At 65.5% G+C, this 23,046-nt stretch carries 21 protein-coding genes; 4 read left to right on the forward strand and 17 right to left on the reverse strand.

The annotated features are described in order from the left end of the window. Positions 1-37: 37 nt before the first annotated feature. The 3 genes from FOZ76_RS20530 to FOZ76_RS20540 form a co-directional block, all read right to left on the reverse strand. A complete protein-coding gene (locus tag FOZ76_RS20530; protein ID WP_143950140.1) occupies positions 38-2,572 on the reverse strand; it encodes a TonB-dependent siderophore receptor in 2,535 nt (844 codons plus the stop codon). Positions 2,573-2,707: 135 nt separating this feature from the next. Continuing rightward, positions 2,708-3,730, reverse strand: coding sequence for a FecR domain-containing protein (locus FOZ76_RS20535; protein ID WP_143950141.1), 1,023 nt, complete (start codon positions 3,728-3,730; stop codon positions 2,708-2,710). After that, positions 3,723-4,166, reverse strand: a complete 444-nt coding sequence (locus tag FOZ76_RS20540) for a sigma-70 family RNA polymerase sigma factor (protein ID WP_342781888.1) — start codon at positions 4,164-4,166, stop codon at positions 3,723-3,725. Before FOZ76_RS20540 ends, FOZ76_RS20535 begins: the two co-directional genes overlap by 8 nt. Between FOZ76_RS20540 and FOZ76_RS28300 the strand changes: the two genes are divergently transcribed. After that, a complete protein-coding gene (locus FOZ76_RS28300; protein WP_342781889.1) occupies positions 4,107-4,247 on the forward strand; it encodes a hypothetical protein in 141 nt (46 codons plus the stop codon). The two genes, FOZ76_RS20540 and FOZ76_RS28300, sit on opposite strands and share 60 nt — an antisense overlap. Positions 4,248-4,423: 176 nt before the next feature. Here FOZ76_RS28300 and ogt (FOZ76_RS20545) read toward each other — a convergent pair whose 3' ends face one another. Further along, complete coding sequence (gene ogt / locus FOZ76_RS20545) at positions 4,424-4,981, reverse strand: methylated-DNA--[protein]-cysteine S-methyltransferase (RefSeq protein WP_143950143.1); 558 nt, start codon at positions 4,979-4,981, stop codon at positions 4,424-4,426. A gap of 286 nt (positions 4,982-5,267) precedes the next feature. On the opposite strand from ogt (FOZ76_RS20545), the gene FOZ76_RS20550 reads away from it, so the two are divergent. Beyond that, complete coding sequence (locus tag FOZ76_RS20550; RefSeq protein WP_425473345.1) at positions 5,268-6,107, forward strand: DUF817 domain-containing protein; 840 nt, start codon at positions 5,268-5,270, stop codon at positions 6,105-6,107. A gap of 10 nt (positions 6,108-6,117) precedes the next feature. On the opposite strand, the gene FOZ76_RS20555 is transcribed toward FOZ76_RS20550, so the two are convergent. The 6 genes from FOZ76_RS20555 to ogt (FOZ76_RS20580) form a co-directional block, all read right to left on the reverse strand. Continuing rightward, positions 6,118-6,603: a MaoC family dehydratase gene (locus tag FOZ76_RS20555; protein WP_143950145.1), complete on the reverse strand. Its 486-nt coding sequence runs from the start codon at positions 6,601-6,603 to the stop codon at positions 6,118-6,120. Positions 6,604-6,613: 10 nt separating this feature from the next. Continuing rightward, on the reverse strand, positions 6,614-7,780 hold the full coding sequence (locus tag FOZ76_RS20560; protein WP_143950146.1) for an acyl-CoA dehydrogenase family protein: 1,167 nt from the start codon (positions 7,778-7,780) through the stop codon (positions 6,614-6,616). A 43-nt stretch (positions 7,781-7,823) separates the two neighbouring features. Beyond that, a complete protein-coding gene (locus FOZ76_RS20565) occupies positions 7,824-8,813 on the reverse strand; it encodes a Bug family tripartite tricarboxylate transporter substrate binding protein (protein ID WP_143950147.1) in 990 nt (329 codons plus the stop codon). Positions 8,814-8,881: 68 nt separating this feature from the next. After that, the gene (locus FOZ76_RS20570; RefSeq protein ID WP_342781882.1) at positions 8,882-10,114 is read right to left on the reverse strand and encodes a CaiB/BaiF CoA transferase family protein; all 1,233 of its coding nucleotides are present in this window, start codon (positions 10,112-10,114) and stop codon (positions 8,882-8,884) included. Continuing rightward, positions 10,111-10,839, reverse strand: coding sequence for an IclR family transcriptional regulator (locus FOZ76_RS20575; RefSeq protein WP_170235559.1), 729 nt, complete (start codon positions 10,837-10,839; stop codon positions 10,111-10,113). Before FOZ76_RS20575 ends, FOZ76_RS20570 begins: the two co-directional genes overlap by 4 nt. 202 nt (positions 10,840-11,041) lie before the next feature. After that, on the reverse strand, positions 11,042-11,605 hold the full coding sequence (gene ogt, locus FOZ76_RS20580; protein WP_143950149.1) for a methylated-DNA--[protein]-cysteine S-methyltransferase: 564 nt from the start codon (positions 11,603-11,605) through the stop codon (positions 11,042-11,044). 287 nt (positions 11,606-11,892) lie between these two features. On the opposite strand from ogt (FOZ76_RS20580), the gene FOZ76_RS20585 reads away from it, so the two are divergent. Continuing rightward, positions 11,893-13,863, forward strand: coding sequence for an oleate hydratase (locus FOZ76_RS20585; protein WP_143950150.1), 1,971 nt, complete (start codon positions 11,893-11,895; stop codon positions 13,861-13,863). Positions 13,864-13,893: 30 nt separating this feature from the next. Here the strand turns inward: FOZ76_RS20585 and FOZ76_RS20590 are convergent, their stop codons facing one another. The 6 genes from FOZ76_RS20590 to urtA all read right to left on the reverse strand — a co-directional run bounded on the left by FOZ76_RS20590 (position 13,894) and on the right by urtA (position 19,687). Beyond that, positions 13,894-14,154: a DUF2789 domain-containing protein gene (locus FOZ76_RS20590; protein ID WP_143950151.1), complete on the reverse strand. Its 261-nt coding sequence runs from the start codon at positions 14,152-14,154 to the stop codon at positions 13,894-13,896. A 49-nt stretch (positions 14,155-14,203) separates the two neighbouring features. Further along, positions 14,204-14,896: an urea ABC transporter ATP-binding subunit UrtE gene (urtE, locus tag FOZ76_RS20595; RefSeq protein ID WP_143950152.1), complete on the reverse strand. Its 693-nt coding sequence runs from the start codon at positions 14,894-14,896 to the stop codon at positions 14,204-14,206. A 3-nt stretch (positions 14,897-14,899) separates the two neighbouring features. After that, entirely contained in the window at positions 14,900-15,721 is an 822-nt protein-coding gene (urtD, locus tag FOZ76_RS20600; RefSeq protein WP_143950153.1) for an urea ABC transporter ATP-binding protein UrtD, read from the reverse strand. A gap of 3 nt (positions 15,722-15,724) precedes the next feature. Next, the gene (urtC, locus tag FOZ76_RS20605) at positions 15,725-16,828 is read right to left on the reverse strand and encodes an urea ABC transporter permease subunit UrtC (RefSeq protein ID WP_143950154.1); all 1,104 of its coding nucleotides are present in this window, start codon (positions 16,826-16,828) and stop codon (positions 15,725-15,727) included. After that, a complete protein-coding gene (gene urtB, locus FOZ76_RS20610; protein ID WP_143950155.1) occupies positions 16,828-18,363 on the reverse strand; it encodes an urea ABC transporter permease subunit UrtB in 1,536 nt (511 codons plus the stop codon). The genes urtC and urtB overlap by 1 nt, the downstream gene beginning before the upstream one ends. A gap of 64 nt (positions 18,364-18,427) precedes the next feature. Then, a complete protein-coding gene (gene urtA, locus FOZ76_RS20615) occupies positions 18,428-19,687 on the reverse strand; it encodes an urea ABC transporter substrate-binding protein (RefSeq protein ID WP_143950156.1) in 1,260 nt (419 codons plus the stop codon). Positions 19,688-20,082: 395 nt separating this feature from the next. On the opposite strand from urtA, the gene FOZ76_RS20620 reads away from it, so the two are divergent. Beyond that, entirely contained in the window at positions 20,083-20,595 is a 513-nt protein-coding gene (locus FOZ76_RS20620; protein WP_143950157.1) for a hypothetical protein, read from the forward strand. 42 nt (positions 20,596-20,637) lie between these two features. Here the strand turns inward: FOZ76_RS20620 and FOZ76_RS20625 are convergent, their stop codons facing one another. Continuing rightward, entirely contained in the window at positions 20,638-22,983 is a 2,346-nt protein-coding gene (locus tag FOZ76_RS20625; RefSeq protein ID WP_143950158.1) for a DUF2158 domain-containing protein, read from the reverse strand. Positions 22,984-23,046: the final 63 nt, after the last annotated feature.

Consider the following 23,046-nt stretch of genomic DNA (forward strand, 5'->3'; position numbering starts at 1 on the left):
TGCGTTTCGTCGCCAGGTGCCGACCTGGAACTACGACTCAGAAGTTGCCGCGCAAGGTCAGGTAGAAGTTTCGAGGTTCGCCGTAGAAGTTGTTGGCGGCGCTGGTGCCCACGCTCGAGTAATACTTCTTGTCGGACAGGTTGTTCACATTGAGCGCGAGTTCCCATTGTGGCGTGATGCGGTAGTCGATGCGCACGCTCCAGATCGCATAACCGGCTTGCGAGAAGCTGAACGGCACGCTCGGTCCGGTCCAGGTGCCACTGCTGCCGTCATAGCTGGCCGCAGTGCCGCGCACGAAGGTGGCACTCTGCGCCGTCACGCCGCCGCCCAACGACCACGCATTGAGTTGGCCGGGCAGGCGATACGTGCTCCACAGCTTGAACATGTGCTTGGGCGTGATGGTGCTGTACGACCGCTTCTGGTTCTTGTCGGCGTTGTGATTGTAGGTATAGCCGGCGCTCAGCTCCAGACCTGGCAGAACCTCGCCTGAGATCTCGGCCTCGAAGCCCTGGCTCACCACCTTGCCCTGGTTGATGTAGCAGCAGTTGAACGCGCCATATGAGCGCGGATAGGTGGGATCCTCGGCTGCCTCGCCCTCTTGCTCGATGCGATAGATGGCGAAAGTCGTGTTGGCGCGGCCATCGAACAGTTCGCCCTTCAGGCCCAGTTCATAGTTCTTGGCCTCGACAGCGTCCAGCGGTGTACCCGGCTGCGGACCCTTGCGTTGCATATATTGCGGGCGATAGGTTTCTGCGTAGCTGGCATAGGCGGTCCACTCGGGCAGTACATCGTAGGTCAGCCCGAAATACGGCGTGACCACACCGGAGTCGCGCAGATGCCGCAGCCCCTGAACGTACCCCGAGCCGTTGGTTTCCCATGACTCGCTCTTGTACGAATAGTTGGAGTAGCGCGCCCCCACGATGAAGCGAGTAGCCTCGCTCAGGCTCAGGCGCAGCGCCCCATAAATGCCATTTTTCTCGGTGGTGTAGTAGCTGTCCTTGAGCGGCGATTCCGGCAGGTTGGCATCAGGCAGTTGCAGATTGAACACATCAATCGGATAGCCTTGATACCCGGTGCTCTGCCATGACTTTGCTTTGCCGCGTTGATAATCCGCGCCCATCACCAGGGTGTGCTTCAGCCCAAACGCCTCGAGTCCTCCCTTCACGTTCAGGTCCAGCATAACCCGGTCCATATCATTGATCTCGGGAAAGGAGTAAAGGTAGGTTCCCGCGCCGGATATCGGATCCACTGCGCCGAAGCCATAGGCGCCGGTGTGGTCGCGGCGCATGTTGCGATACGACGCGTTGGCATTCACCGACCAATCGTCGTTGAAGCGATGCTCCAGCTTGGCGTATATCTCGCGCGCGCTGTCGCGCGTATGTGCCCAGTCCGGGATCAACGAAGTGTGGCGCGACAAGCCCAGGTCCTTGCCATTGCTATAGCGCGGCAGGCCGGTGAAATCGGGTGAACCATCGGCGTCCTGATAACTACCACCTACGGTAAGCAGCGTGTCCGGCGTCAGGTCGAACTCAAGCGAGCCGTAGGCCAGGCGCGTACGCATGTTGCCTTGCCTGTAGAAATACTTACGGTCCTGGTGGGCGAGGCCCGCGCGGCCACGCACCGAGCTGCTCTCGTTGAGCGCGCCGGTGATATCGCCTTCCATTCGGTAGTTGTCCCAGCTTCCCACGGTGCTGGCGAAGCTGCCTTGCGGTTCTGCACGGGCGCGCTTGCGTACCAGGTTGATGGTGCCGCCCGGATCCCCGGTGCTCGAAAACAGCCCATCGACGCCCCGCAGGAATTCCACATGATCGTATTGCGCCATGTCGATCTGGCTGATCGAGCCGAACCCGTTCATCACCGTATCCGCGGCTGCGCCGCCATCGATCTGGACGTTGGTCACGGCAAAGCCGCGCGAGTAGAAGTTGGTGTCGTTGCCCAGCGATGAGCCCGCGCTATTGCCGGCGCGCTGCAAGGTCAGCCCGGTGGTTTTGTCGAGTACGTCGGCCATGGTGATCAGGTTCTGATCTTCGATGCGCTGACGCGTGATGACGCTGACCGAATGCGGCACCTCGCGCAGTTTCTGGTCTTTGGCCAACGAGACGTGACTGGCGCTGTACGAGCCGGTGCCTTCGGTCGCGCTGTCGGCAAAGCCCAGTACTGTCACGGGCGTGAGTTGCGCCACACCGCCGCCCACGCTGCGCCGCAGACTGTAGCCGGCCCCGTCGGGTGCTGCTTGCAGCCCGGTGCCGGCCAACAATGCCTCCAACGCCGTGGCCGCGTTGAACATACCTTGCGCGCCCGGGCTGCGCACGCCTGCGGTCAGCGCGCCATCGACCACGATCTGCACACCCGACTGTACCCCGTAGCGGCTGAGAGCTTGATCCAGATTGCCGGCCGGAATGTCGTAACGTTGCAGCGTGGTGGAGGCCGGCGCAGCCTGCGCCCGCACGGGCTGGGCCCAGCTCGAAAGCTCGGCCATGGCCAGCACCAGGGCATAGGCCCAAGGCTGAAGACGAGTGCCGCACGCACGGCGAGTGAGAGTTGGAACGGAATGCTTGCGGTGGGCCGTCATGGAAGGAATCCTTTGCCGATGCTCGTGGGAATGAAGCACAGCGCGGGACCTGCCTTGCGCTCGTCGCGGCCTGCTTCGACCTCTAAGCCGGACGAACCTAAAAAAACCGCCCCTTTTTTTGTAACAGTGCTGCGATCAGGCCGCGGTCAACGTGACCCAATAGCGCGTGCTGCGCAGGACGCGCACCGGCAGATGGCGCTCGAGCGAGGCCAGGATCGGGTCAGTGGCGTGGACACCATCCAGTGGCCAGACCCCGGTGATGCGCAGATCCGCAACCTCGGGATCGCAGCGCACCCAACCACTCCGGTAGCGCGCCAGCTCGGCTGCGAAATCGGCCAGGCGCATACCGGTGGCCGTGAGACGGCCGGCTGCCCAGCTCATGCGAGCCTCGTTCAGCGCCTGGACGGCGCCTGACCCGGTGGCGTCGAAGCGAGTTTGCTGACCAGCACGCAAGCGCTGCGTGGCTTTCGATAGCCGGTGGTGCACTTGCACCTCGCCTTCGAGCACGGCCAGGCCGGTGCTGCCATAGTCGCTGCCGGCGGATGGACCGCGCCAGACACCATAGCGGGTGCCGATGGGCATGAGCTCGCCTTCGCGGGTCGCCACCACGAACGGCCGGCCTGCCCGATCAGTTCCGGTGGTCAGCATGATCTCGCCCTCCAGCAGTTCGATACGGCGGGTATCAGCGCCGAACACCACATTGACAGCGGTGGCGGTATTGAGCTGCAGCCGCGTGCCGTCGGGCAGCATGAGTGAGCGCAACTCGCCGGTACCGGTGCGCAGGTCGGCCGTCAGCACCGCTAGTTGCGTGCGCAGCATATCGTGTTCGCGTACACCCAGCGTGAGCAGGCTGCCGCTGCCCGCGGCAAGCAACAGCAGTTTCAGTGCCCCGCGCCGGCGTGCCAGCGCGCTCGCGCGGTTCAGCGTGCCGCGAGCCAATGCCGGATCCAGCGCGGCCGAACCGCCCTGCATCATCGAGCCCATGGCGCGCAGCCGTTGCCAGGCGAGATCATGCTCGGGGCTGGCGCTGCGCCAGCTTTCGAAATCTGCCTGCTCGCGCGCCGAGGGTGTGCCGGCAGCCAGCCGGACATACCAGTCGACTGCCTGGTCGACCACGGCCTCGGCCACCGGTTCCGCGAGGGCCGCGTGGTCAGCCATGCATGGCCCGGTAGCAGTGCTTGACTGCCTGCGTCATGGCCTTCTGCACGCGATTGACGCTGATGGCCAGGCGTTCGGCGATCTGGGGATAGGTGAGGCCATCGAGCTGCGACAGCAGAAATGCTTCGCGCGCGAGGGCCGGCAGACCGTCGATCAGGCGGGCGATTTGGTCGAGTGTTTCCAGAATGACGGCGCGTTCTTCGAGCGAAGGCTCGAACATCTCTGGCCGGGCGGCCAGCTCGTCGAGCCAGGCTTGCTCCAGGGCACGACGGCGCCAGTGATCGTTGACCAGGCCACCCGCGATCACCGTGAGATACGCACGTGGCGATTGGATGGCATCGGCCAGCCCCCGGCGCAGCACTCGCAGGAAGGTATCATGCGCCAAGTCGGCCGCCGTGAACGAATCGCCGAGCTTGCGGCAGAGCCAAGTGTGCAACCAGCCGTGATGATCGGCATAGAGCGCGGCGACAGCGTGCTGTCGGCTTTCGTCGAGGGCAACCATGGTGCGCGCGAGTGAACGGAAAAATCAGCTCATATTACATGTAATAAGAATCGTTATCAACAACGGCGACCGGCTCGCTTCGGTGCAGACGCGCATGGCGCTGCCTGCCAACTTGCGGCTGGTATCGTTGACGGCGCGATTCTTGTCAAGCCGACAGCCGCTTCTGTGCAAGACGCGGAAAAAGGCTATCGTTAGAAGCCCGGCAAACGTGTGGTTTGCGCCGCCGCCGCCCCGGCCGCGGCCAGAGCACCTTCGTGCGCGAGCAGCCAGCGCTTGCGCTCCAGCCCGCCGCCGTAGCCGGTCAGGGTGCGGTTGCTGCCGATGACCCGATGGCAGGGGACGACCAGGCTGACGGGGTTGGCGCCGTTGGCCAGGCCGACCGCCCGCACGGCCGCGGGCCGGCCGATGCGGGCGGCCAGTTGTCCGTAGCTCCAGGTCGTACCCACCGGGATGGTGCGCAGCGTCTGCCAGACCTCACGTTGAAACGCGGTACCGCCGGTGGCGACGTCCAGTCCGTCGAGTGCGGTCATGTCGCCGGCGAAGTAATCGATCAATCTCGGCGCGGCAGCCGATGGGCGTTTGGCATCGTGCAGCGTCACCGCTACGCCGGCATATTGCCTGCGCAGCAAGGTGTGCATGCGCGTCTCGTGGTCTTGCCAGTCGAGCGCGCGCAGTGCCCCCGCGTCATCGGTCAGAACCAGCATGGGCCCGAGCGGGGAGGGGAGAAGTTCACGGTGCAAGGTCAGCATGGGCGTGAGCGGTCAGGCCGCTTCGTAATAGTGTATCGAACCAGCGTAGCAAGCCCCGGCGCTGGCGGCACTCCGATTCTTGCTGTTTCGGCAACGGGCACACGACTCACACGCGCATGTGCCGCCGGGCCCGCCCGACGTGCTGGACGAGCTGTTCGACGAATCGCAGCGCGAGGTCGCGTATTTCACCCGGTGCGTTCCGGTAGTATCGTTCGCGTGCAGCCCAAACGTCTGAACCCGTGTAGCCACCACCGTGTCCTCTACAGCCCGCCTCCCATCACTGCGTCTGAGCGCACTCGACGCCCATCTGCTGCTAGGTCATGAGCGGCCCGGCCTGGCAGGTATCCCCCGCTTCCTGCTGGAGTTCCTCTACTTCGGTGTGAAACAAGCCCGCGCTTGCCTGTTCGTCGGCCTGTTCTTCGCCGCGGTATTCCTGGTTCCCCGCACCGGTCTCTGGGGCATTCCCCGCTACGACGCCCTGCTGATCATCGCGCTCGCGATCCAGGCCTGGATGGTGTGGGCCAAGCTGGAGACCCTGGACGAACTGAAGGCGATCACGATCTTTCACCTCGTCGGCTTCGCGCTGGAGGTATTCAAGACGTCCAGCGGAATCAAGTCCTGGTCATACCCGGACTTCGCCTATACGAAGGTCTTCGGCGTACCGCTCTTTTCCGGTTTCATGTATGCCGCGGTCGGCAGCTACATCATCCAGGCCTGGCGCCTGTTGGAGCTGCGCGTGGTGCACCATCCGCCGTACTGGATGGCCTGGTTGACTGCGCTGCTCATCTACGCGAATTTCTTCACGCATCATTTCATCGGCGACTACCGCTGGTACATCGCAGCCTGCGCGCTGGGCCTGTACGCCAGGGCGACGGTGATCTATCGCCCGCTGGACAGGGATCGGCGCATGCCGCTGTTGCTGGCGTTCGTGCTGATCGGCTTTTTCATCTGGCTGGCCGAGAACATCAGTACCTTCTTCGGTATCTGGGCCTATCCCAACCAGCTCGGCGCCTGGTCGACGGTGCACCTGGGCAAGTGGAGTTCCTGGTCGCTGCTGGTCGTCATGACCTTCACGATCGTGGCGAACCTCAAGCACATCAAGGAGCGCGTCCACGTGCCCGCCTGAGCGCGCACCCTCACCGGGGCCGGCCGTCTGCCTGCGCCGGGCTGCGGCGCTTGATCAAGCGCAATGGCCGGTAGATCAGCAAAATCTGGCCGCCCGCGTTCGTGACCGTGTTCTTCGTTCGCACCAGGCCACGGTCCGGCTTGGAACACTCGCGAGCTTCTATGACTTCGCAGTCCACGCGTATGGTGTCGCCGACGAACGTGGGGCTCCTCACATCGAGTTCCATCTGGAGGAACGCCAGGCCGGCTCGTTCCAGCGAAGGAACCACCAGGCCTTCCGCCATGGTGAAGACCATGCCCGCCGGCACCGGCCGGCCCTGGATGGCATTCTCGCCCGTGTCGTGCTGATTGGTGAAAAGATCCTCGGTGAACCAGGTCAGGTTCACGAACGACACCAGATCGGTCTCCGTCAGGGTCCTGCCCGCCGTGTGCCACGTCGTGCCGAGCACCAGATCTTCGAACCATAGCCCTCGGCTAAGTCGTCCTAGTTGTTTCAATCTCCACTCCTCAATAAGACTTGGGCAGGGCCAGCACTTTCTCGGCGATGTAGCTCATGATGAGCTGGATGCTGATCGGCGCAATGCGCAGCAGCATCGCTTCCCGGAAATAACGCTCGACGTGGTACTCCTTGGCGTAGCCAAAGCCGCCATGCGTCAGCACGGCCGTTTCGCAGGCATGGAATCCGGCCTCGCCGGCAAGATACTTGGCTGCATTCGCCTCGGCCCCGCAGGGCAGGCCCTGGTCGTACTTCCAGGCAGCCTGCATCACCATCAATCGAGCGGCTTCTAGCTCCATCCAGCGCGATGCCAGCGGATGCTGAATGCCCTGGTTCTGGCCGATGGGCCTGTCGAACACGATGCGCTCGTTGGCGTACGTCGCGGCGCGCTGCAAGGCCGCGTGGCCCAGGCCGATGCCGGCGGCGGCGGCGAGGGCACGCTCCGGGTTCATGCTGTGCAGTATGTTGTAGAAGCCCTCGCCTTCGGCGCCGATCCGGTGTTCCACGGGTATGGGCAGGTCATCGATGAACAACTCGTTCGAATCCACCGCCTTGCGGCCCAGCTTCTCGATCTCGCGTACTGTGATATAGCGCCGGTCCAGGTCGGTATAGAACAGCGTCAGTCCGTCGGTGGGTTTCTTCACCTGTTCCAGCGGCGTGGTGCGCGCCAGCAGGAGCATTTTCTCCGTCACCTGCGCGGTCGTGATCCAGACCTTCCTGCCGTTGACGATATAGCGATCGCCTTCGCGGCGGGCGAAGGTCTTGAGCCGCGTGGTGTTCAGGCCGGTATTGGGTTCCGTCACCGCGAAGCAGGCCTTCTCCTCACCTCGGATAAGAGGAGGAAGAAAGCGCTGCTTCTGCTCTTCGGTGCCGAATCGCACCACAGGGTTCAGGCCGAAGATGTTCATGTGAATGGCGGAGACGCCGCTCATCCCCGCGCCGGACTGGGCGATGGCCTGCACCATGATGGCGGCCTCCTGGATGCCGAGGTCCGCCCCGCCATATTCCGCGGGCATGCAGATGCCCAGCCATCCCGCCTCGGCGATCGCCTGGTGGAAATCCAGGGGAAAGCCGCCATGCCGGTCGCGCTCCAGCCAATAATCGGCGTCAAACCGTTCGCAGATGCGCGATATCGCGTCCCGTATCGCCTCTTGCTCGTTCGTCAGCGAAAAATCCATCGCAAGTTCCTTGTGGTTCGGAAGGGCAGGACGGTGCGAGCGATCAGTTCGGCTCGAGGCCGATATCCTGCACCGTCGTCTTGAACAGCTCGATCTGCTGCGCGAGGAACTCTCCGTATTCCTGCGCCGTGCTGGCTATGGAGTAGCCGCCCTGCACCTCGAGGGCCTCGACGATCTTGGGGCTCTTCATGGCCAAGGCGATTTCTTCGCTCAGTTTCGCGATGACGTCGGGTGGTGTCCTGGCCGGCGCCATCACTCCCTGCCAGCCGGACAATTCGATACCCTCTACGCCGCTGGCCTGCAGCGTGCCGACTTCCGGCAACACCTCCGAGCCGTTCTGCGCCGTTATCACGATCGGCTTGAGGCTGCCGGCCTCGATCAGCCCCAGGGCGGAGTTGACCGAGTCGAGCTGGAACTGGACCATGCCCGCGACCACCGCGCTGCGCGCTTCGCTGCTGCCCTTGTAAGGCACGTGGACCGCTTCGAGCCCTCTGTCCTTCAGGATCATCTCCATGCCGATGTGGGCCAGATTGCCGATGCCGGGGCTGCCATAGTTGAACCCGCCGGGCCTTGCCTTCACCTGCGCGACCCATTCCTCGAAATTGCTCGCCGGGAAATCCTTGTTGACCACCATCACCAGGGGCAGGGTGGCGGTGCCGTTCACCGGCGCGAGATCGCGAAGGGGGTCGGCCGGCAGATTGCGATACAGCGCGGGGCTCAGTCCGAGTGACGAGCTGTTGTAGAGCAGCGTGTAGCCGTCCGGGGCGGCGTTCGCGACATAGCCTGCCGCGATGTTGCCGTTTGCCCCCGGCCTGTTGTCGACGATCACGGGCTGTGCGAGCTGGGCCGACAACTGCTCGGCCAGCACCCTGGCCATGATGTCGTTCGGGCCGCCGGGGGCGAAGCCCACGACCAGTTGAAGAGGCCGCTCCGGCCACTTCGCGAAGGCGGCGCCCGGCGCAATCAGCGTCAGGGCAAGCGCGACATGGGTGCAGAGTCGAGTGCGCAGACGCACCAGGGTTTTCGATGCCATGCAGGGTCTCCTCGGTCTCGATTCGATTCGAGTTATGGAAATGGGGAAGCTGTGTCTTGCCTACCTGCCTACATGGCTGCCCCGTCGTGCAGCAGGTGTTCGATCTCCAAGGGGCTCAGGCCGGCTTCCCGCAGCACTTCGATCGTGTGCTGGCCCAGGCGCGGAGGCATCGTGGGCTGCGGCGTTTGCGCATCGAATCGCAGGACAGGCCGGGTCACCTTGACCTCGCCGAGTGCGGGATCGACAAGGCGCATGAAAAATCCCCCGGCCACGAGCTGCGGGTCGGATTCCAGATCCTCCAGCCGATTCATCCGGGCCGCCGGTATGTCGAGCTGCCTGCACACGGCCAGCCATTCCTCTGTCGGGCGTCGGGCAAGGTGTGCGCCCAGGATCGAATAGAGCGCATCGATGTGGCGCGTACGTTGCGCAATGTTCCGAAAACGCGGGTCCTGCAAGGACGCGGTATCGCCGACTTCCTCGAAAAAGCGACGCCAATGCACATCGGTATAGGGCAGGGCGCAAACGTATCCGTCCGCCGTCCGGTAGGGGCGCCTGGCGCGGGTCATCAGCCGGTCGTATCCATACTTGCCGTCGCGTCCGGCGAAATGCGCGCCATAAAGATGTTCGGCAAGGGTGAAGCTGGTCATTGCCTCGAACATGGGCACCTCGACATGCACCCCCTTGCCCGAGCGGGCGCGGCCCACCAGCGCCATCAGGATGGCCTGCGCCGCGAAGAGCGCGCAGGTCTTGTCGGCCGCCACCGTGGGAAAGTAGAGGGGTTCGCCGGTCTGGGCCTCGGTCAGCGCGGCGAATCCGCAAAGCCCCTGGATGATGTCGTCGTACGCAGGCTGGCCGGCATAGGGCCCGCCTTGCGCAAAGCCGTGGACGCTGACGATGATGAGCCGCGGGTTTCTTGCATGCAGCACGCCGGGGTTCAAGCCGAGCGCATCCAGCTTTTGCGGACGGATGCTGCAAATCAGGACGTCGGCCCGCTCGACCAGCGTGAGCAGCGTTTCGCGGGCGGGTGCCTTCTTCAGATCCAGCGCGATACTGCGCTTGCTGCGGTTGACGCCTATGAACGCCGCGCCCATGCCGGGCTCCGGCTGGGGCCCGGTCCTGCGCGTCGTATCCCCCGAGGGCGACTCGATCTTTATCACGTCGGCACCGTAGTCACCCAGCATCTGGGTTGCGTAGGGCCCCAACATGACGGACGTCATGTCCAGGATGCGGATTCCGGCCATCGGCAGGGCGCAGCTCTGCGGCGCGCCGTCCGGTTGTGGGTTCGTGGAGCGCTCCATCATTTCACTGGGGTGCAGTACCGTTCGACCGCGTCCTTCATCAATCGGATGAATTCCGTGGCGTTCGCACGGATGTCCTGGCCGGGCCCGCCGATGCCCAGGGCGAGCCGATGGCCGGCGATGCGCTCCGGCAGATGCATGGCGACCAGGCCTACCCCCGGCAGAAACAAGTCCAGCGAGAGCGCATAGCCCCGTTTCCGGATGGCCTGCAAGTCGCGGTTCACGTCCTCCAGCGACAACGGCGCAACGCCGGCCTCCTGGTTATGGCGGAATATGGCCTGGCGAACCTTTTCTTCGCTGCGGGTGGACAGGAAAAGCCGGCCCGTCCCGGATATGGCGAGCGGCCGCGTCGAACCCACCGACACGTGCATGCGCAGTGTCCTGGTGGCGGGAACGACATGTATATATCGGACGAGCGACTCGGATGCCACGCCCAGCACAATGGTCTGGCCGGTGATGCGTCCGAGTTCGTCCATCATGCGCAGGATATGGCTGTCCTGGGACAACTGCGGCGCCACCCAGGAACCCAGCAGCGTGACGCGCGGTGTAGGTACATAGCAGCGCTGCGCATTCTGTTCCAGATAGCCCAGACCGAGCAGACTGTTCAACAGCATGGACGTGCTCGACACCGGGTAATCCAGCGCATGGGCCACTTCGGTGACGCTGGCCGCACGGCGCACGTCGTCGAAATACTCGAGCACTTCCAGTACCCGAACGGCAGATTTCACACCCATGAGTCACCGTCTCGATCGGTACCTGACTGTTCCAGTCTAGGAAGGCGATAGATTCACGTCAACGATGTGAAATCAGATTTCATGTATGTGAAATCCGTGACGCGGCCGCGCCGTTCCACGCGTCACCACGGGCGCCACGGCGATCCTGCCGGCCGTGTTGGCCTTGGATGCGACCCCGCTGGCCGGGGCGGTCCGTTCAGAAACCCGGCAGCCGCGCCGTGCGCGCGGGCGCATCGCCGGCCTCGGCCAGGGCGCCTTCGTGCGCGAGCAGCCAGCGCTTGCGCTCGAGCCCGCCGCCGTAGCCCGTCAGGGTGCGGTTGCTGCCGATGACCCGGTGGCAGGGGACGACCAGGCTGACCGGGTTGGCGCCGTTGGCGAGGCCAACCGCACGCACGGCGGCCGCGCGGCCGATGCGTGCGGCCAGCTCGCCGTAGCTGAGCGTCGTACCGGCCGGAATCTCGCGCAGGGTCTGCCATACCAGGCGCTGGAATGCCGTGCCGCCCGTGGCGACGCGCAGGCCGTCGAGGGCGCCGATGTCGCCGGCGAAATACGCGGCCAGCCTGGGGCCGGCCGCGCAGGCGGCTCCGCCCTCCACGATCTCGATGGATGCACCGCCGTACTGCCGCCGCAGCAGCAGGTGCATGCGCTGCTCGTGGTCCTGCCAGTCGAGGGCCCGCAGGACGCCGTCCTCGTCGGTGAGGATCAGCATGGGGCCGAGGGGCGAGGGCAGGCGTTCGAGTCGAAGTTTCAGGGACGGCATGGCGGGGTGTTCAGTGCTCAGGTAATCAGGTGCTCAAATACTCGGTCGGACCACACCGCGATGCGGCCGCGTCGTGTGCCGCGGGCGGCATCTCTGGCGTGCCGGCGAACGATTCCAGCGTAGCAAGCACCGGCGCCGTGCGCACTCCGTTTCTTGCGCTGTATTGCACCGTGGGGCCGGGCGAGGCACGCAAGCTGCTGCTTGCACCGCTCTGCACGCCCGGCCGTCCGCGGCTCGCCGGGCCGCCGCGTGGACGGCGCCGTGCCGCGTCCCCAGGAGTCCTGCGCATGAGCCAGAGCAAGCCCACGATGGCCGTCCCCGGTTTCGAGCATCAACCGGACGCCAGCCGCGCCTACTGGCGCCATCGGCCCGACAACACGCTGCCGCCGCCGGACATGGTGGGCGCCTACACGCGCAACCGGCCCTTGCCCGCCGAGGGCATCGCGAATCGCAAGGCCTGGATCATCGGCGGCGGCATCGCGGGGCTGGCCGCGGCCTTCTACCTGATCCGCGACGCGCGCATGCCGGCGGCGAACATCACCATCCTGGAGAACCTCGCCGTCGAGGGCGGCTCGCTGGACGGCTCGGGCAACGCGCAGGAAGGCTACCTGGTGCGCGGCGGCCGCGAGATGAACTGGAACTACGACAACCTCTGGGACATGTTCCAGGACGTGCCGGCGCTCGAGCTGCCCGAAGGCTACAGCGTGCTCGACGAGTATCGGCTGGTCAACGACAGCGATCCGAACTATTCCAAGGCCCGGCTGATGCATCGCCGCGGCCAGATCCAGGATTTCTCCACCCTCGGGTTGAGCCGCTCGCAGCAGTGGGAACTGGTCCGCCTGCTGCTCAAGCGCAAGGAGGAGCTGGACGATCGCACGATCGAGGACTACTTCAGCGAAGGCTTTCTGAAGAGCAACTTCTGGTTCCTCTGGCGCTCGATGTTCGCGTTCCAGAACTGGCAGAGCCTGCTCGAGATGAAGCTCTACATGCACCGCTTCCTGGACGCGCTCGACGGGCTGACCGACATGTCGGCCCTGGTCTTTCCCAAGTACAACCAGTTCGACAGCTTCGTGCGTCCGCTGGCCGGCATGCTGCGCCGCCAAGGCGTGACATTCCAGTTCGACACCCTGGTCGAGGACCTGGACATGGCCGTGTCGGGCGAGTTGCGCACCGTGACCGGCATCCGGGCCCGTGTCGGCGGCGAGCCCGCCACGATCGCGGTGGGCGAGGGCGATCTGGTGTTCGCGCTGACCGGTTCCATGACCGAGGGCACGGCTTACGGCGGCATGGACCATGCGCCGGCGCTCGATCGCGCGCGGCTGGCCTCGCCGGCCTGGAGCGGCTGGACCTTGTGGCGCAACCTGGCGCGCCAATCGCCGGTGTTCGGCCGGCCCGAGAAGTTCTGCGGCGACATCGAGCGCTCGATGTGGGAGTCGGCCACGCTCACCTGCAGGCCTTCGCCGCTGGTCGAGAAGATCAAGGCGCTGGCCGTCAACGATCCCTATTCCGGCAAGACGGTGACGGGCGGCATCGTCACTTTCACCGACTCGAACTGGGTGTTGAGCTTCACCGTCAACCGCCAGCCGCACTTCCCGGACCAGCCCGGGGACGTGCTGGTCGCGTGGGTGTATGCGCTCATCATGGACAAGCCGGGCAACTGCGTGCAAAAGCCCATGCCGGCATGCACCGGCCGCGAGATACTCGCCGAACTGTGCCATCACCTGGGCATCCCGGACCAGATCGACGCCGTGGCGGCCAACACCCAGGTGCGTACCGCGCTCATGCCCTACATCACGGCGCAGTTCATGCCGCGCGCGGCCGGCGACCGGCCCGAAGTCGTGCCGCGCGGCTGCACCAACTTGGCGCTGCTCGGCCAGTTCGTCGAGACGCGCAACGACGTGGTGTTCACCATGGAAAGCTCGGTGCGCACCGCGCGCATCGCCGTCTACAGCCTGCTCGGGCTCGCCAAGCAGGTGCCGGATCTGAGCCCCACCCAGTACGACGTACGCAATCTGCTGCGGGCCGCGCGCGCACTCAACAACGGCAGCCCGTTCCCGGGCGAACGCTTGCTGCATCGGCTGCTCGACAAGACCTACTACGCCCACGTGCTGCCACCCCTGCCGGCCAACGAGCCGGGCACGCGCGAGCGCGTCGAGCAGGAGCTTGCGGGCATCTTCGGCAAGGGGAGCCAACTGCTGCGCGGCGCTTCGAGCTGGCTGGAGGGGCTGCGCGACAGCCTGAACCGCAAGTCGCGCTGAAAAACGTCCGTCGGGCTGCGGCGCGCGGCGTCAGTCCAGGCCGGAGCGGGCCTTGACGGCGTCCTCGTGCAGCGATTCGTTCAACTGGTCGACGATCATCGCCCAGGGCGCATCGGCCTGGATCTGTTCGGCCAGGAACTGGCGCTGCGACTCGTTCCAATAGGACGCATCGGCAATCTTCACGTCCGCGGGCAACTGGTGGGTGCGGATGAACTCGGCGATGGCCGGTTCCCCGGCATCCAGGCCAAGCTGCAGGAAAAGGTTGGTCATGCGTGGTTCGGCAGTGTTCATGCAGAATTCCTTTGAAGAAGAGGGTGACGAACCACTGTCAGAGCACAGTTCATACCGAGATCATCGCGCGCACGCCCCGCGCCTGCATGTCGGCGCCTGCACCGCTCGCCACCACTTCGCCGCGGTCCATCACCGCATAGTGGTCGGCGAGCTTCTCGGCGAACTCGTAGTACTGCTCGACCAGCAGCACGGTCATGCCGAACTCGTCGACCAGCCGGCGCAGGGTGCGCCCGATCTCGCCGATGATGTTCGGCTGTATGCCCTCGGTGGGCTCGTCCAGGATCAGCATGCGGGGCTCGCTCATCAGGGCGCGGCCGATGGCGAGCTGCTGCTGCTGGCCGCCCGAGAGGTCGCCGCCGCGGCGCGATTTCATGTCCTTCAGCACGGGAAACAGTTCGTAGATCTGCGCCGGGATCTCGCGGGGCGCCTTGCGGCTGGCCGCGCCGACGAACAGGTTCTCTTCCACGGTGAGGCGCGGGAAGATCTCGCGCCCCTGCGGCACGTAGGCCAGCCCGGCGGCCACGCGCGCATGCGGACGCAGACCGTCCAGGGGCTGGTCCTGCCAGCGTATGTGGCCCGAGCGCACCGGCACCACGCCCATGATGCACTTGAGCAGCGTGCTCTTGCCCACGCCGTTGCGCCCGAGCAGCACGGAAAGGCGGCCCTCGGGCACCGCCAGGCTCACGTCGCGCAGGATGTGGCTGCCGCTGTAGTACTGGTTGAGTCCTTCGATGTGCAGCATGCGTTAGCGTCCCAGATACGATTCGATCACGCGCTCGTCCGACTGGACCTGCGCGAGCGTGCCCTCGGCGAGCACGCTGCCTTCGGCAAGCACGGTCACGCGGCCGCTCTCGCCCGCCAGGGCCGCCACGAAGGCCATGTCGTGCTCGACCACCAGCATCGAGCAACTGCCGCGCAGGCTGTTGAGCAGCTCGGCGAGCTGCATGGTCTCGTCGTCGCTGATGCCGGCGGCGGGTTCGTCCAGCAGCAGCAGCCGCGGCTCCTGCATGAGCAGCATGCCGATCTCCAGGCGTTGCTTCTGGCCATGCGAAAGCTCGCCGGCCGGCCGCTGCACCACGTCGGTGAGCGCGGTGCGTTCGAGCGTGGCCTCTATCGCGCCGATCGCCTGCGCCGACGGCCTGGCGCGCAGGGACTTGAACCAGCGCTTGTCGGTGGCGCGGGCGAGGTCCAGGTTCTGCCACACCGTGTGGTTCTCGAACACGGTGGGCTTCTGGAACTTGCGGCCGACGCCGGCTTGCGCGATGGCCGCCTCGTCCATGCGGGTGAGATCCATCGTCTGGCCCAGGAAGACCGTGCCGGCGTCGGGGCGCGTCTTGCCGGTGACGACGTCCATCATGGTGGTCTTGCCGGCGCCGTTGGGGCCGATGATGCAGCGCAGTTCGTTGTCCTCGATGGTCAGCGACAGGCCGCGCAGGGCCTTGAAGCCGTCGAAGCTGACCTGCACGTCCTCCAGGTAGAGGATCTGGCCGTGGCTGACGTCGATCTTGCCGCGTTCGTAGAGGTGGCCGAGGCCCGCGTCGCTGTGGATGCCGAGATTGGCGCTCATCGATTACTTCCTCCCGAACAGCCCGATGATGCCGCGCGGCAGCAGCAGGGGGGCGAGCACGAAGATGGCGCCGAGGAAGAACAGCCAGTACTGGGCGAACCAGGTGGTGAAGAGCGTCTTCGCGCCGTTGACGCCGATGGCGCCGATGATGGGGCCGAGCAGTGTGCCGCGCCCGCCCACCGCGACCCAGATGGCCATCTCGATGGAGTTCACCGGCGCCATTTCGCTCGGGTTGATGATGCCGACCTGCGGCACGTAGAGCGCCCCTGCGAGCCCGCACAGCACGGCCGAGAGGGTCCAGGCGAAGAGCTTGTAGCCCAGCGGCCGGTAGCCCAGGAACATGGTGCGGGTCTCGGCGTCCCGGATGGCGGTGAGCACCTGACCGTAGCGCGAGCCGACCAGGGCGCGGCAGGCCAGGAAGGCGATCACGAGCAGGCTGAAGCTTGCCAGCAGCAGGGCGACGCGCGTGGTGCTGGAGGCGATCGGATAGCCCAGAATGGTGGTGAAGCCGGTGAAGCCGTTGTTGCCGCCGAAGCCCGTTTCGTTGCGAAAGAAGAGCAGCATCGCGGCGAAGGTCAGCGCCTGGGTGATGATGGACAGGTACACCCCTTTCACGCGCGAGCGGAAGGTGAAGTAGCCGAACACCAGGGCGAGCAGGCCGGGCACCAGCACAACCAGCACCATCGCCCACAGAAAGCTGCTGGTGCCCCACCAGTACCAGGGCAGCTCGGTCCAGCTCAGGAAGGTCATGAAGGGCGGCAGGCCGTTGCCCGAGGCTTCGCGCATGAGGTACATGCCGAAGGCGTAGCCGCCCAGCGCGAAGAAGAGGGCATGGCCCAGGCTGAGGATGCCGCAATAGCCCCACACCAGGCCGAGCGCGAGCGCGGCCACGGCATAGCACAGGATCTTGCCGGTGAGCGTGAGGGCGTAGTCCGAGAGGTGCAGCGCATGGCCGGCGGGCAACACCAGCGCGCCCACCGGGACCAGCACGAACACCGCGAGGCAGAGCAGGCCCAGGCCGATCGCCCAGTTGCGCTTGAGCAGCGGCTCGTCCGGCGCCTGCGTGCCGGTGGAAGCCAGCGTCTCGTTCATGGGAACAGCAGCCATTACGCCTCCACGCTACGGCCCTTGAGGGCGAACAGACCCTGCGGACGCTTCTGGATGAACAGGATGATGAGCAGCAGCACGGCGATCTTGGCGAGCACCGCGCCCCAGAAGGGTTCGACGATCTTGCTCACGATGCCCAGGCCGAAGGCGCCGACGACCGCGCCCGCGAGCTGGCCCACGCCGCCCAGCACCACGACCATGAAGGAGTCGATGATGTAGGTCTGGCCCAGATCGGGCCCGACGTTGCCGATCTGCGCCAGTGCGCAGCCGCCCAGACCCGCGATGCCCGCGCCGAAGGCGAAGGCCTGGGTGTCGACGCGGTTGGTCGGCACGCCGGCGCAGGCGGCCATGGTGCGGTTCTGCGTGACTGCGCGGATGAACAGGCCGAGCCGGGTGCGCGTGAGCACCAGCCAGGCGCACAGCACCACGGCGATCGCGAAGCCGATGATGACGATGCGGTTCCAGGGCAGCAGCAGGCCGGGCATGACCGAGATGCCGCCGCTCATCCAGGACGGGTTCATGACTTCCACGTTCTGCGCGCCGAAGAGCATGCGCACGCTCTGCATCAGCAGCAGGCTGATCCCGAAAGTGGTGAGCAGGGTCTCGAGCGGACGCCCGTAGAGATGGCGGATGACCAGGCGCTCGAGCACCACGCCGACCAGGGCGGCGGTGACGAAGGCCACCGGCACCGCGGCCAGCAGGTACCAGTCGAAGGCACCGGGCAGGTATTGTCGGAACAGGTTCTGCACGACGAAGGTGGCGTAGGCGCCGATCATCAGGAACTCGCCGTGCGCCATGTTGATGACGCCGATCAGGCCGTAGGTGATGGCCAGGCCGAGCGCGGCCAGCAGCAGCACGCTGCCCAGGCTGATGCCGGCGAAGAGCGTGCCGACCTGCCGCGCCGTGCGTTCGGCCGCATCCAGTCTGGCGAGTGCATCCTGCGCCGCGCTGCGCACCACCGGGTCCACGTCGGGCGCGGCCAGGGGCAGCAGGCGCGGGCGATAGCGCGGATCGGCGGTGGCGCCGATGCGCTCGGCGGCCTGGGCGCGCAGCGCGGGGTCGTCCGCGTCGAGCGCGATCAGGGCCGAGAGCAGGGCCATGCGCTCCTGCAGCGCGCTGTCCTGCTCCTTGGCGACGAGCGCGTCGACCAGGGGAATCATGGTCGGCGGCGGCGGCGAGGCGAGCAGCGCATCGACGGCGCGGGCGCGCTCGGCGCGATTCGGCGATTCCAGCGCGAGCACGGCGGCGGCGGCCGAGATGCGGCTGCGCAGTTGATTGTTCAAGCGGGCGTTCGGCACCTTGTTGGCCGACAGCGCGACGAGCAGCTCGCGGGCTTCGGCATCACCCTGGGCCGTGGCCGCGATGATGTCGGCGACGGCCTGCGAGCGGCGCGAGAAATTGTTGTCGCCGAGCGCCTCGGCGACGCCGGGTTCCAGCGCCATGGCCGGCGTGGCGACCAGGCTCAGCCAGACCAGCAGGGCGCACAGCAGAGTGTGGCATAGCGGCCGCCGCGCAGATGGAGGGCAGGTCTTCATTCGGGCTCCGCACGAACGGGAAAGGGGCGGGCGCCCGGCGAGGCGCCCGCGAGGCAAGGCAGGCTCAGGACACGACGTCCGGCTTCTTCTCGTTGCCCGGGATGTAGGGGCTCCAGGGCTGGGCGCGCACGACTTCCGGCGTGCTCCACACCACGTCGAACTGGCCGTCGTCGCGGATCTCGCCGATCATCACCGGCTTGTGCAGGTGGTGGTTGCCATCCATCGTAAGCTTGAAACCGGACGGGGCGTCCACGCTCTCGCCGACGATCGCCTTGCGCACCTCGTCCACATCCGTGCTCTTGGCCTTCTCCACGGCCTGCTTCCAGAGCTGCATGCCGACCCAGGTGGCTTCCATGGGGTCGTTGGTGACCCGGTCGTCGCCGCCCGGCAGGTTGGCCGACTTGACGTAGTCGGACCAGGACTTCTTGAAGGTGGTGTTGGTGGGGTTGTCCACCGACATGAAGTAGTTCCAGGCGGCGAGGTGGCCGACCAGGGGTTTGGTATCGATGCCGCGCAGCTCTTCTTCGCCCACCGAGAAGGCGACCACCGGCACGTCCTGTGCGCTCAGGCCCTGGTTGCCGAGTTCACGATAGAAGGGCACGTTGGAGTCGCCGTTGATGGTGGACACCACGGCGGTCTTGCCGCCTTGCGAGAACTTGCGGATGTTGGCGACGATGGTCTGGTAGTCGGCGTGGCCGAAGGGCGTGTAGACCTCTTCGATGTCGCTGTCCTGGATGCCCTTGCTGTGCAGGAAGGCGCGCAGGATCTGGTTGGTGGTGCGCGGATACACGTAGTCGGTACCGAGCAGGAAGATGCGCTTGGCGCCGCCGCCTTCTTCCGAGAGCAGGTACTCGACGGCCGGGATGGCCTGCTGGTTGGGTGCGGCGCCCGTGTAGAACACGTTGGGCGACATCTCCTCGCCTTCGTACTGCACCGGATAGAAGAGCAGGCCGTTGAGCTCCTCGAATACCGGCAGCACCGATTTGCGCGAGACCGAGGTCCAGCAGCCGAACACGGCGGCGACCTTGTCCTGGGTGAGCAGTTGGCGGGCGCGTTCGGCGAACAGCGGCCAGTTGGAGGCAGGATCGACCACCACCGCCTCGAGCGGGCGGCCCATCACACCGCCGTTGGCGTTGATTTCGGCGATCGTCATCAGGGCCACGTCCTTCAGCGACGTCTCGGAGATGGCCATGGTCCCCGACAGCGAGTGAAGGATGCCGACTTTGATGGGCGTCTTGTCCTGGGCGAAGGCCAGCGGCACGCGGCCGGCAAGCGCCGCGCCGCCCGCCAGCGTCGCCAGCTTCAGCAGGGTACGTCTTTGCATGATCGATCCTCTGGGAAAGGGAAACGCAAGCGAATGCAAGCGCTTATGTCATTCATGCAAACACCGTGCCATTTGTCCTGCGGTGCCTGACCCCGCGGGCACCAAAAAGCGGCCGCCGCAAGAGCGCAGGCGCCTGTCTGCGCCCGGCCAGGCACCGCCGGGGTGCATCATGACGGCTGGTCACGGTGGTGCGCATCGTCATGGTGCGATGGATTGCGCGTGCACGGTGCGGGTCGCTCCATTTCCGTGCGGCCGGACATGCCGTCCGAACCGCGGAAATCCGGGCGAAAACCCTGCGAGCTACCGGCATCGCCGTTCGCCGCCGCCCTGCATAATCCACGATCGTCCCGTACCGCCCGCAGGGCGGCGTGTCTCTCTTCAGGTTTTTCCGCTCGATGCCGCCTCTGCCCATGCTGCGTTTGCTTTCCCTGCTGTCGGCCGGACTCGTCGTGGCCGGCTGCGCCACCGTCGGCCAGGGCTTCGACCCTGCCGGCGTCGCCGGCCTGGTGCCAGGCGAGAGCACGCTGGGCGAAGCCCGGGTGCTCCTGAAGGCGTCGCCCACGCAAACCTACGCCGCCGCCAATGGCGCCGTGCAGGCGCTGTGGTATGCCGGCCTGCGCGGGCCGGTCGACAGTCATGCCTCGCGCTCGGTGCTGCTCGCCTTCGGCCCGGACGGCCGCTTCCGCCAGGTGCTCGACGCCCGGGGCGTCATCCTGGACGAGGCCGCCACCGATCGCCAGCGGCGGCAGGCGGCCTGCCTGGAGGTAGCGCCCGGCGAGCCGTGCGATGCCTATGGCGGGCCGGCCGCGCCGGCTGCGGTGCAGACGGGCGGCCATGTCCCTGCGGCACCCGCGCCCGCCGGCTGCTACGCCGCCGGCGAGAAGGTCGTCATCTGCCCGGCGTTGTAGGTCGGTCGAGTGGCAATCCTTGCTGGGCGGCGGCTGGACGCCCTATATGCGTCCAGCCCTGATCGCGATTCGGGCAACAGTACCGGGAGTCGGCGCAGCCGTTCTGACATTCACTGAAACGGACACCGTCGTGGATGTCGTCGCGATGACGATGGGGGGATCCAGCTCGTAGTTGACGACGCCGCCTTCACGAAGAATGCTGACAGATACGGTTTCCCGCTCAGGCGTGGTGTCCAGCCCATGACTGATGGAGATCGCCTGAACGCCGACCGCGGTCACCGGGAACTCGTTGCTGACGGCAAATCCTGTGCGCCTGTAACCTTGGTTCCCTGAGAATTCCCACGCTGCGGGAACTACGCCTTGGATGGGCGGAACCCCGACAAATCTGCACTGCGCGACGGAACCCGTGCCGGAGACAGTCCCGGAGAACTGGATGCCTTGTGCCTGCGTCGGGGCTGATTGCGTGTCGCCCAGGGTCGCCCCTATGATCTGCGCATCCTTGTCGGAGTCTTGAAACACCACGCCGCGCCCCAGTTGTGCCTGGCCGTTGTTGATGATCTCCCCGCCGAATACTTTCATATCTGCGCCGAGATTGAGGATGCCATGGCGGGCACACGCCTGGACGAGGACGCCATGAAATTCCGAGTGATACGGGCTCTGGGTGATGCGTATTCCATCCTGCCGGGAGCGCGCTATCCGGGTGCCGAACAGGAGCAGCGATCCGAGGTTGTCTATCATGGGCACCGACCCAGCCGGGATCGCGTTGGAACCGGATGCTTGCACGACCGTACCCACGAGAGAGCCCGTTGCCGTGTCGATCGACTCGACAAACATGCGGATGTGGCTGCCACCACCGGATATCGTCACGTAGTTTCTTGGGCCGCAGTCGATGTGGCGACCATCGGTGATGGCGACGGAGATCGGTCCCGATGCCGGGGTGACATCGGCCGCGGTGGTGCCCACTGTCTGACTGGAAGGGCTTTGAAATACCGTATAGATCGCGGAATCGAGAAAGCTTCCGCCAACGACCACGAGACGGCCCCGAGAATGTTTGAGTGCGCACTCGTCGCGATAGGACAGGCATGCCTGCATAACGTAGGTTCCGGTGTTGGAGCCGATTACGTTATATCCGTAGCTTCCCGCCGGCGCGTTGTAGCTACTGCACCCGATCAGGACGATGTTGTCTCCGGCATTTTCCCGAATCCGGAAGTTTCCCGAACCGTTGGGATGCGTCTTCCCGGCAACGCACCCGAGGATGACCGCATCATCCCCCCGCAGATCGAAGCCCATGCCGCCCCGGTTGGGAATCGGTCCGAAGCCATTGCCTTCTGACCAGCATGAAATCAGCGAATAGTTCTGCAGGCCGCCTTTGATATCGAAACCATCGTAATGGTTATGGATGGCACCGCACCTTTCGATGACGAGTTCGGATCGATGGGGCAGAAAGGTGCCGACCGAAGAAATCCCGTAGCCGTCGCAGTTCCGGACCACACATCCGACGATATGGGCTCGGACCACATCCTCGATTCGGATCCCGGAATTGTCGCCGTCCTGGTTGAGATCCGTGCCCTGCTTTTGGTTTTCGCCGTTGCCGTCGAAGGTCCCGCCTATGATGCCGACATCATGGAGGGTCCCACGCACGAGGGCATCCCCGTAATGGCCGAGGGTAATCAAGGCGCCCTGATTCTCGTTCGGGCTGGGGCGCATCTTCACAATTGCGCCTTCGGCAACCACATACACTCGGGAACCCTTCACCCGGATCACGCCGCCGTTCACCCAATATGTTCGGCCTGCCGGAACGACCACGCGCGCCCCGCCACGGATTTGGGCAACCTCCAAAGCGGCCAGGAACCCAGGAGTGTCGTCATGCCCCTCATCGTTCCCCACGGCGCCAAAATCCGTAACCAGCAATTCCTGGTCGTACAGTGGGGCATCGATAGATCGTGCCTGGGCTCCGGCGTAGGACATGGCGAAGTCAAGCAACCCGGCTCCGCCCATACCGTGCAACGCGTTGAGCCGCTTGGCGATAGCAAGCGCCTGCGCGTTCATCGGTCCGGCTGCACCGCCCAGGGACGGCGCTTCTTCGCTCTGTTGCGGAATATCCGCCCATTCGCCGGGCGGGTCGATGACCCCATCGAAACCCTGGCCCGCGAGGCCTGTCTGGTCGAGATGTCGACTGCCGTCGTGCACCCAGGTGCCGTTGAGGCGGCTTTCCATCGATTCCGCCTGCGCACGCTCCAGCACAGCATGAGGAAAGTCCTTCTCGCAGCACCTCCCCGCTTGGTCCATCCAGATACACCGGACCGATCTGGCCACGGAGTCATCCTGAGCCACCGTCATCGTGGTGCCCCCGCTGCGCAGCCGCACCACGTCGCCAATCGAGAACATGCCACCCCTCCTTGCTGCAAGAGCCTTGAGCGGCGATCTTAGTGCAAGGTCCAGAGCGTCTGC

It is taken from the genome of Verticiella sediminum (genome assembly GCF_007558815.1).
In the GTDB taxonomy this organism is placed as follows: domain Bacteria; phylum Pseudomonadota; class Gammaproteobacteria; order Burkholderiales; family Burkholderiaceae_B; genus Verticiella; species Verticiella sediminum.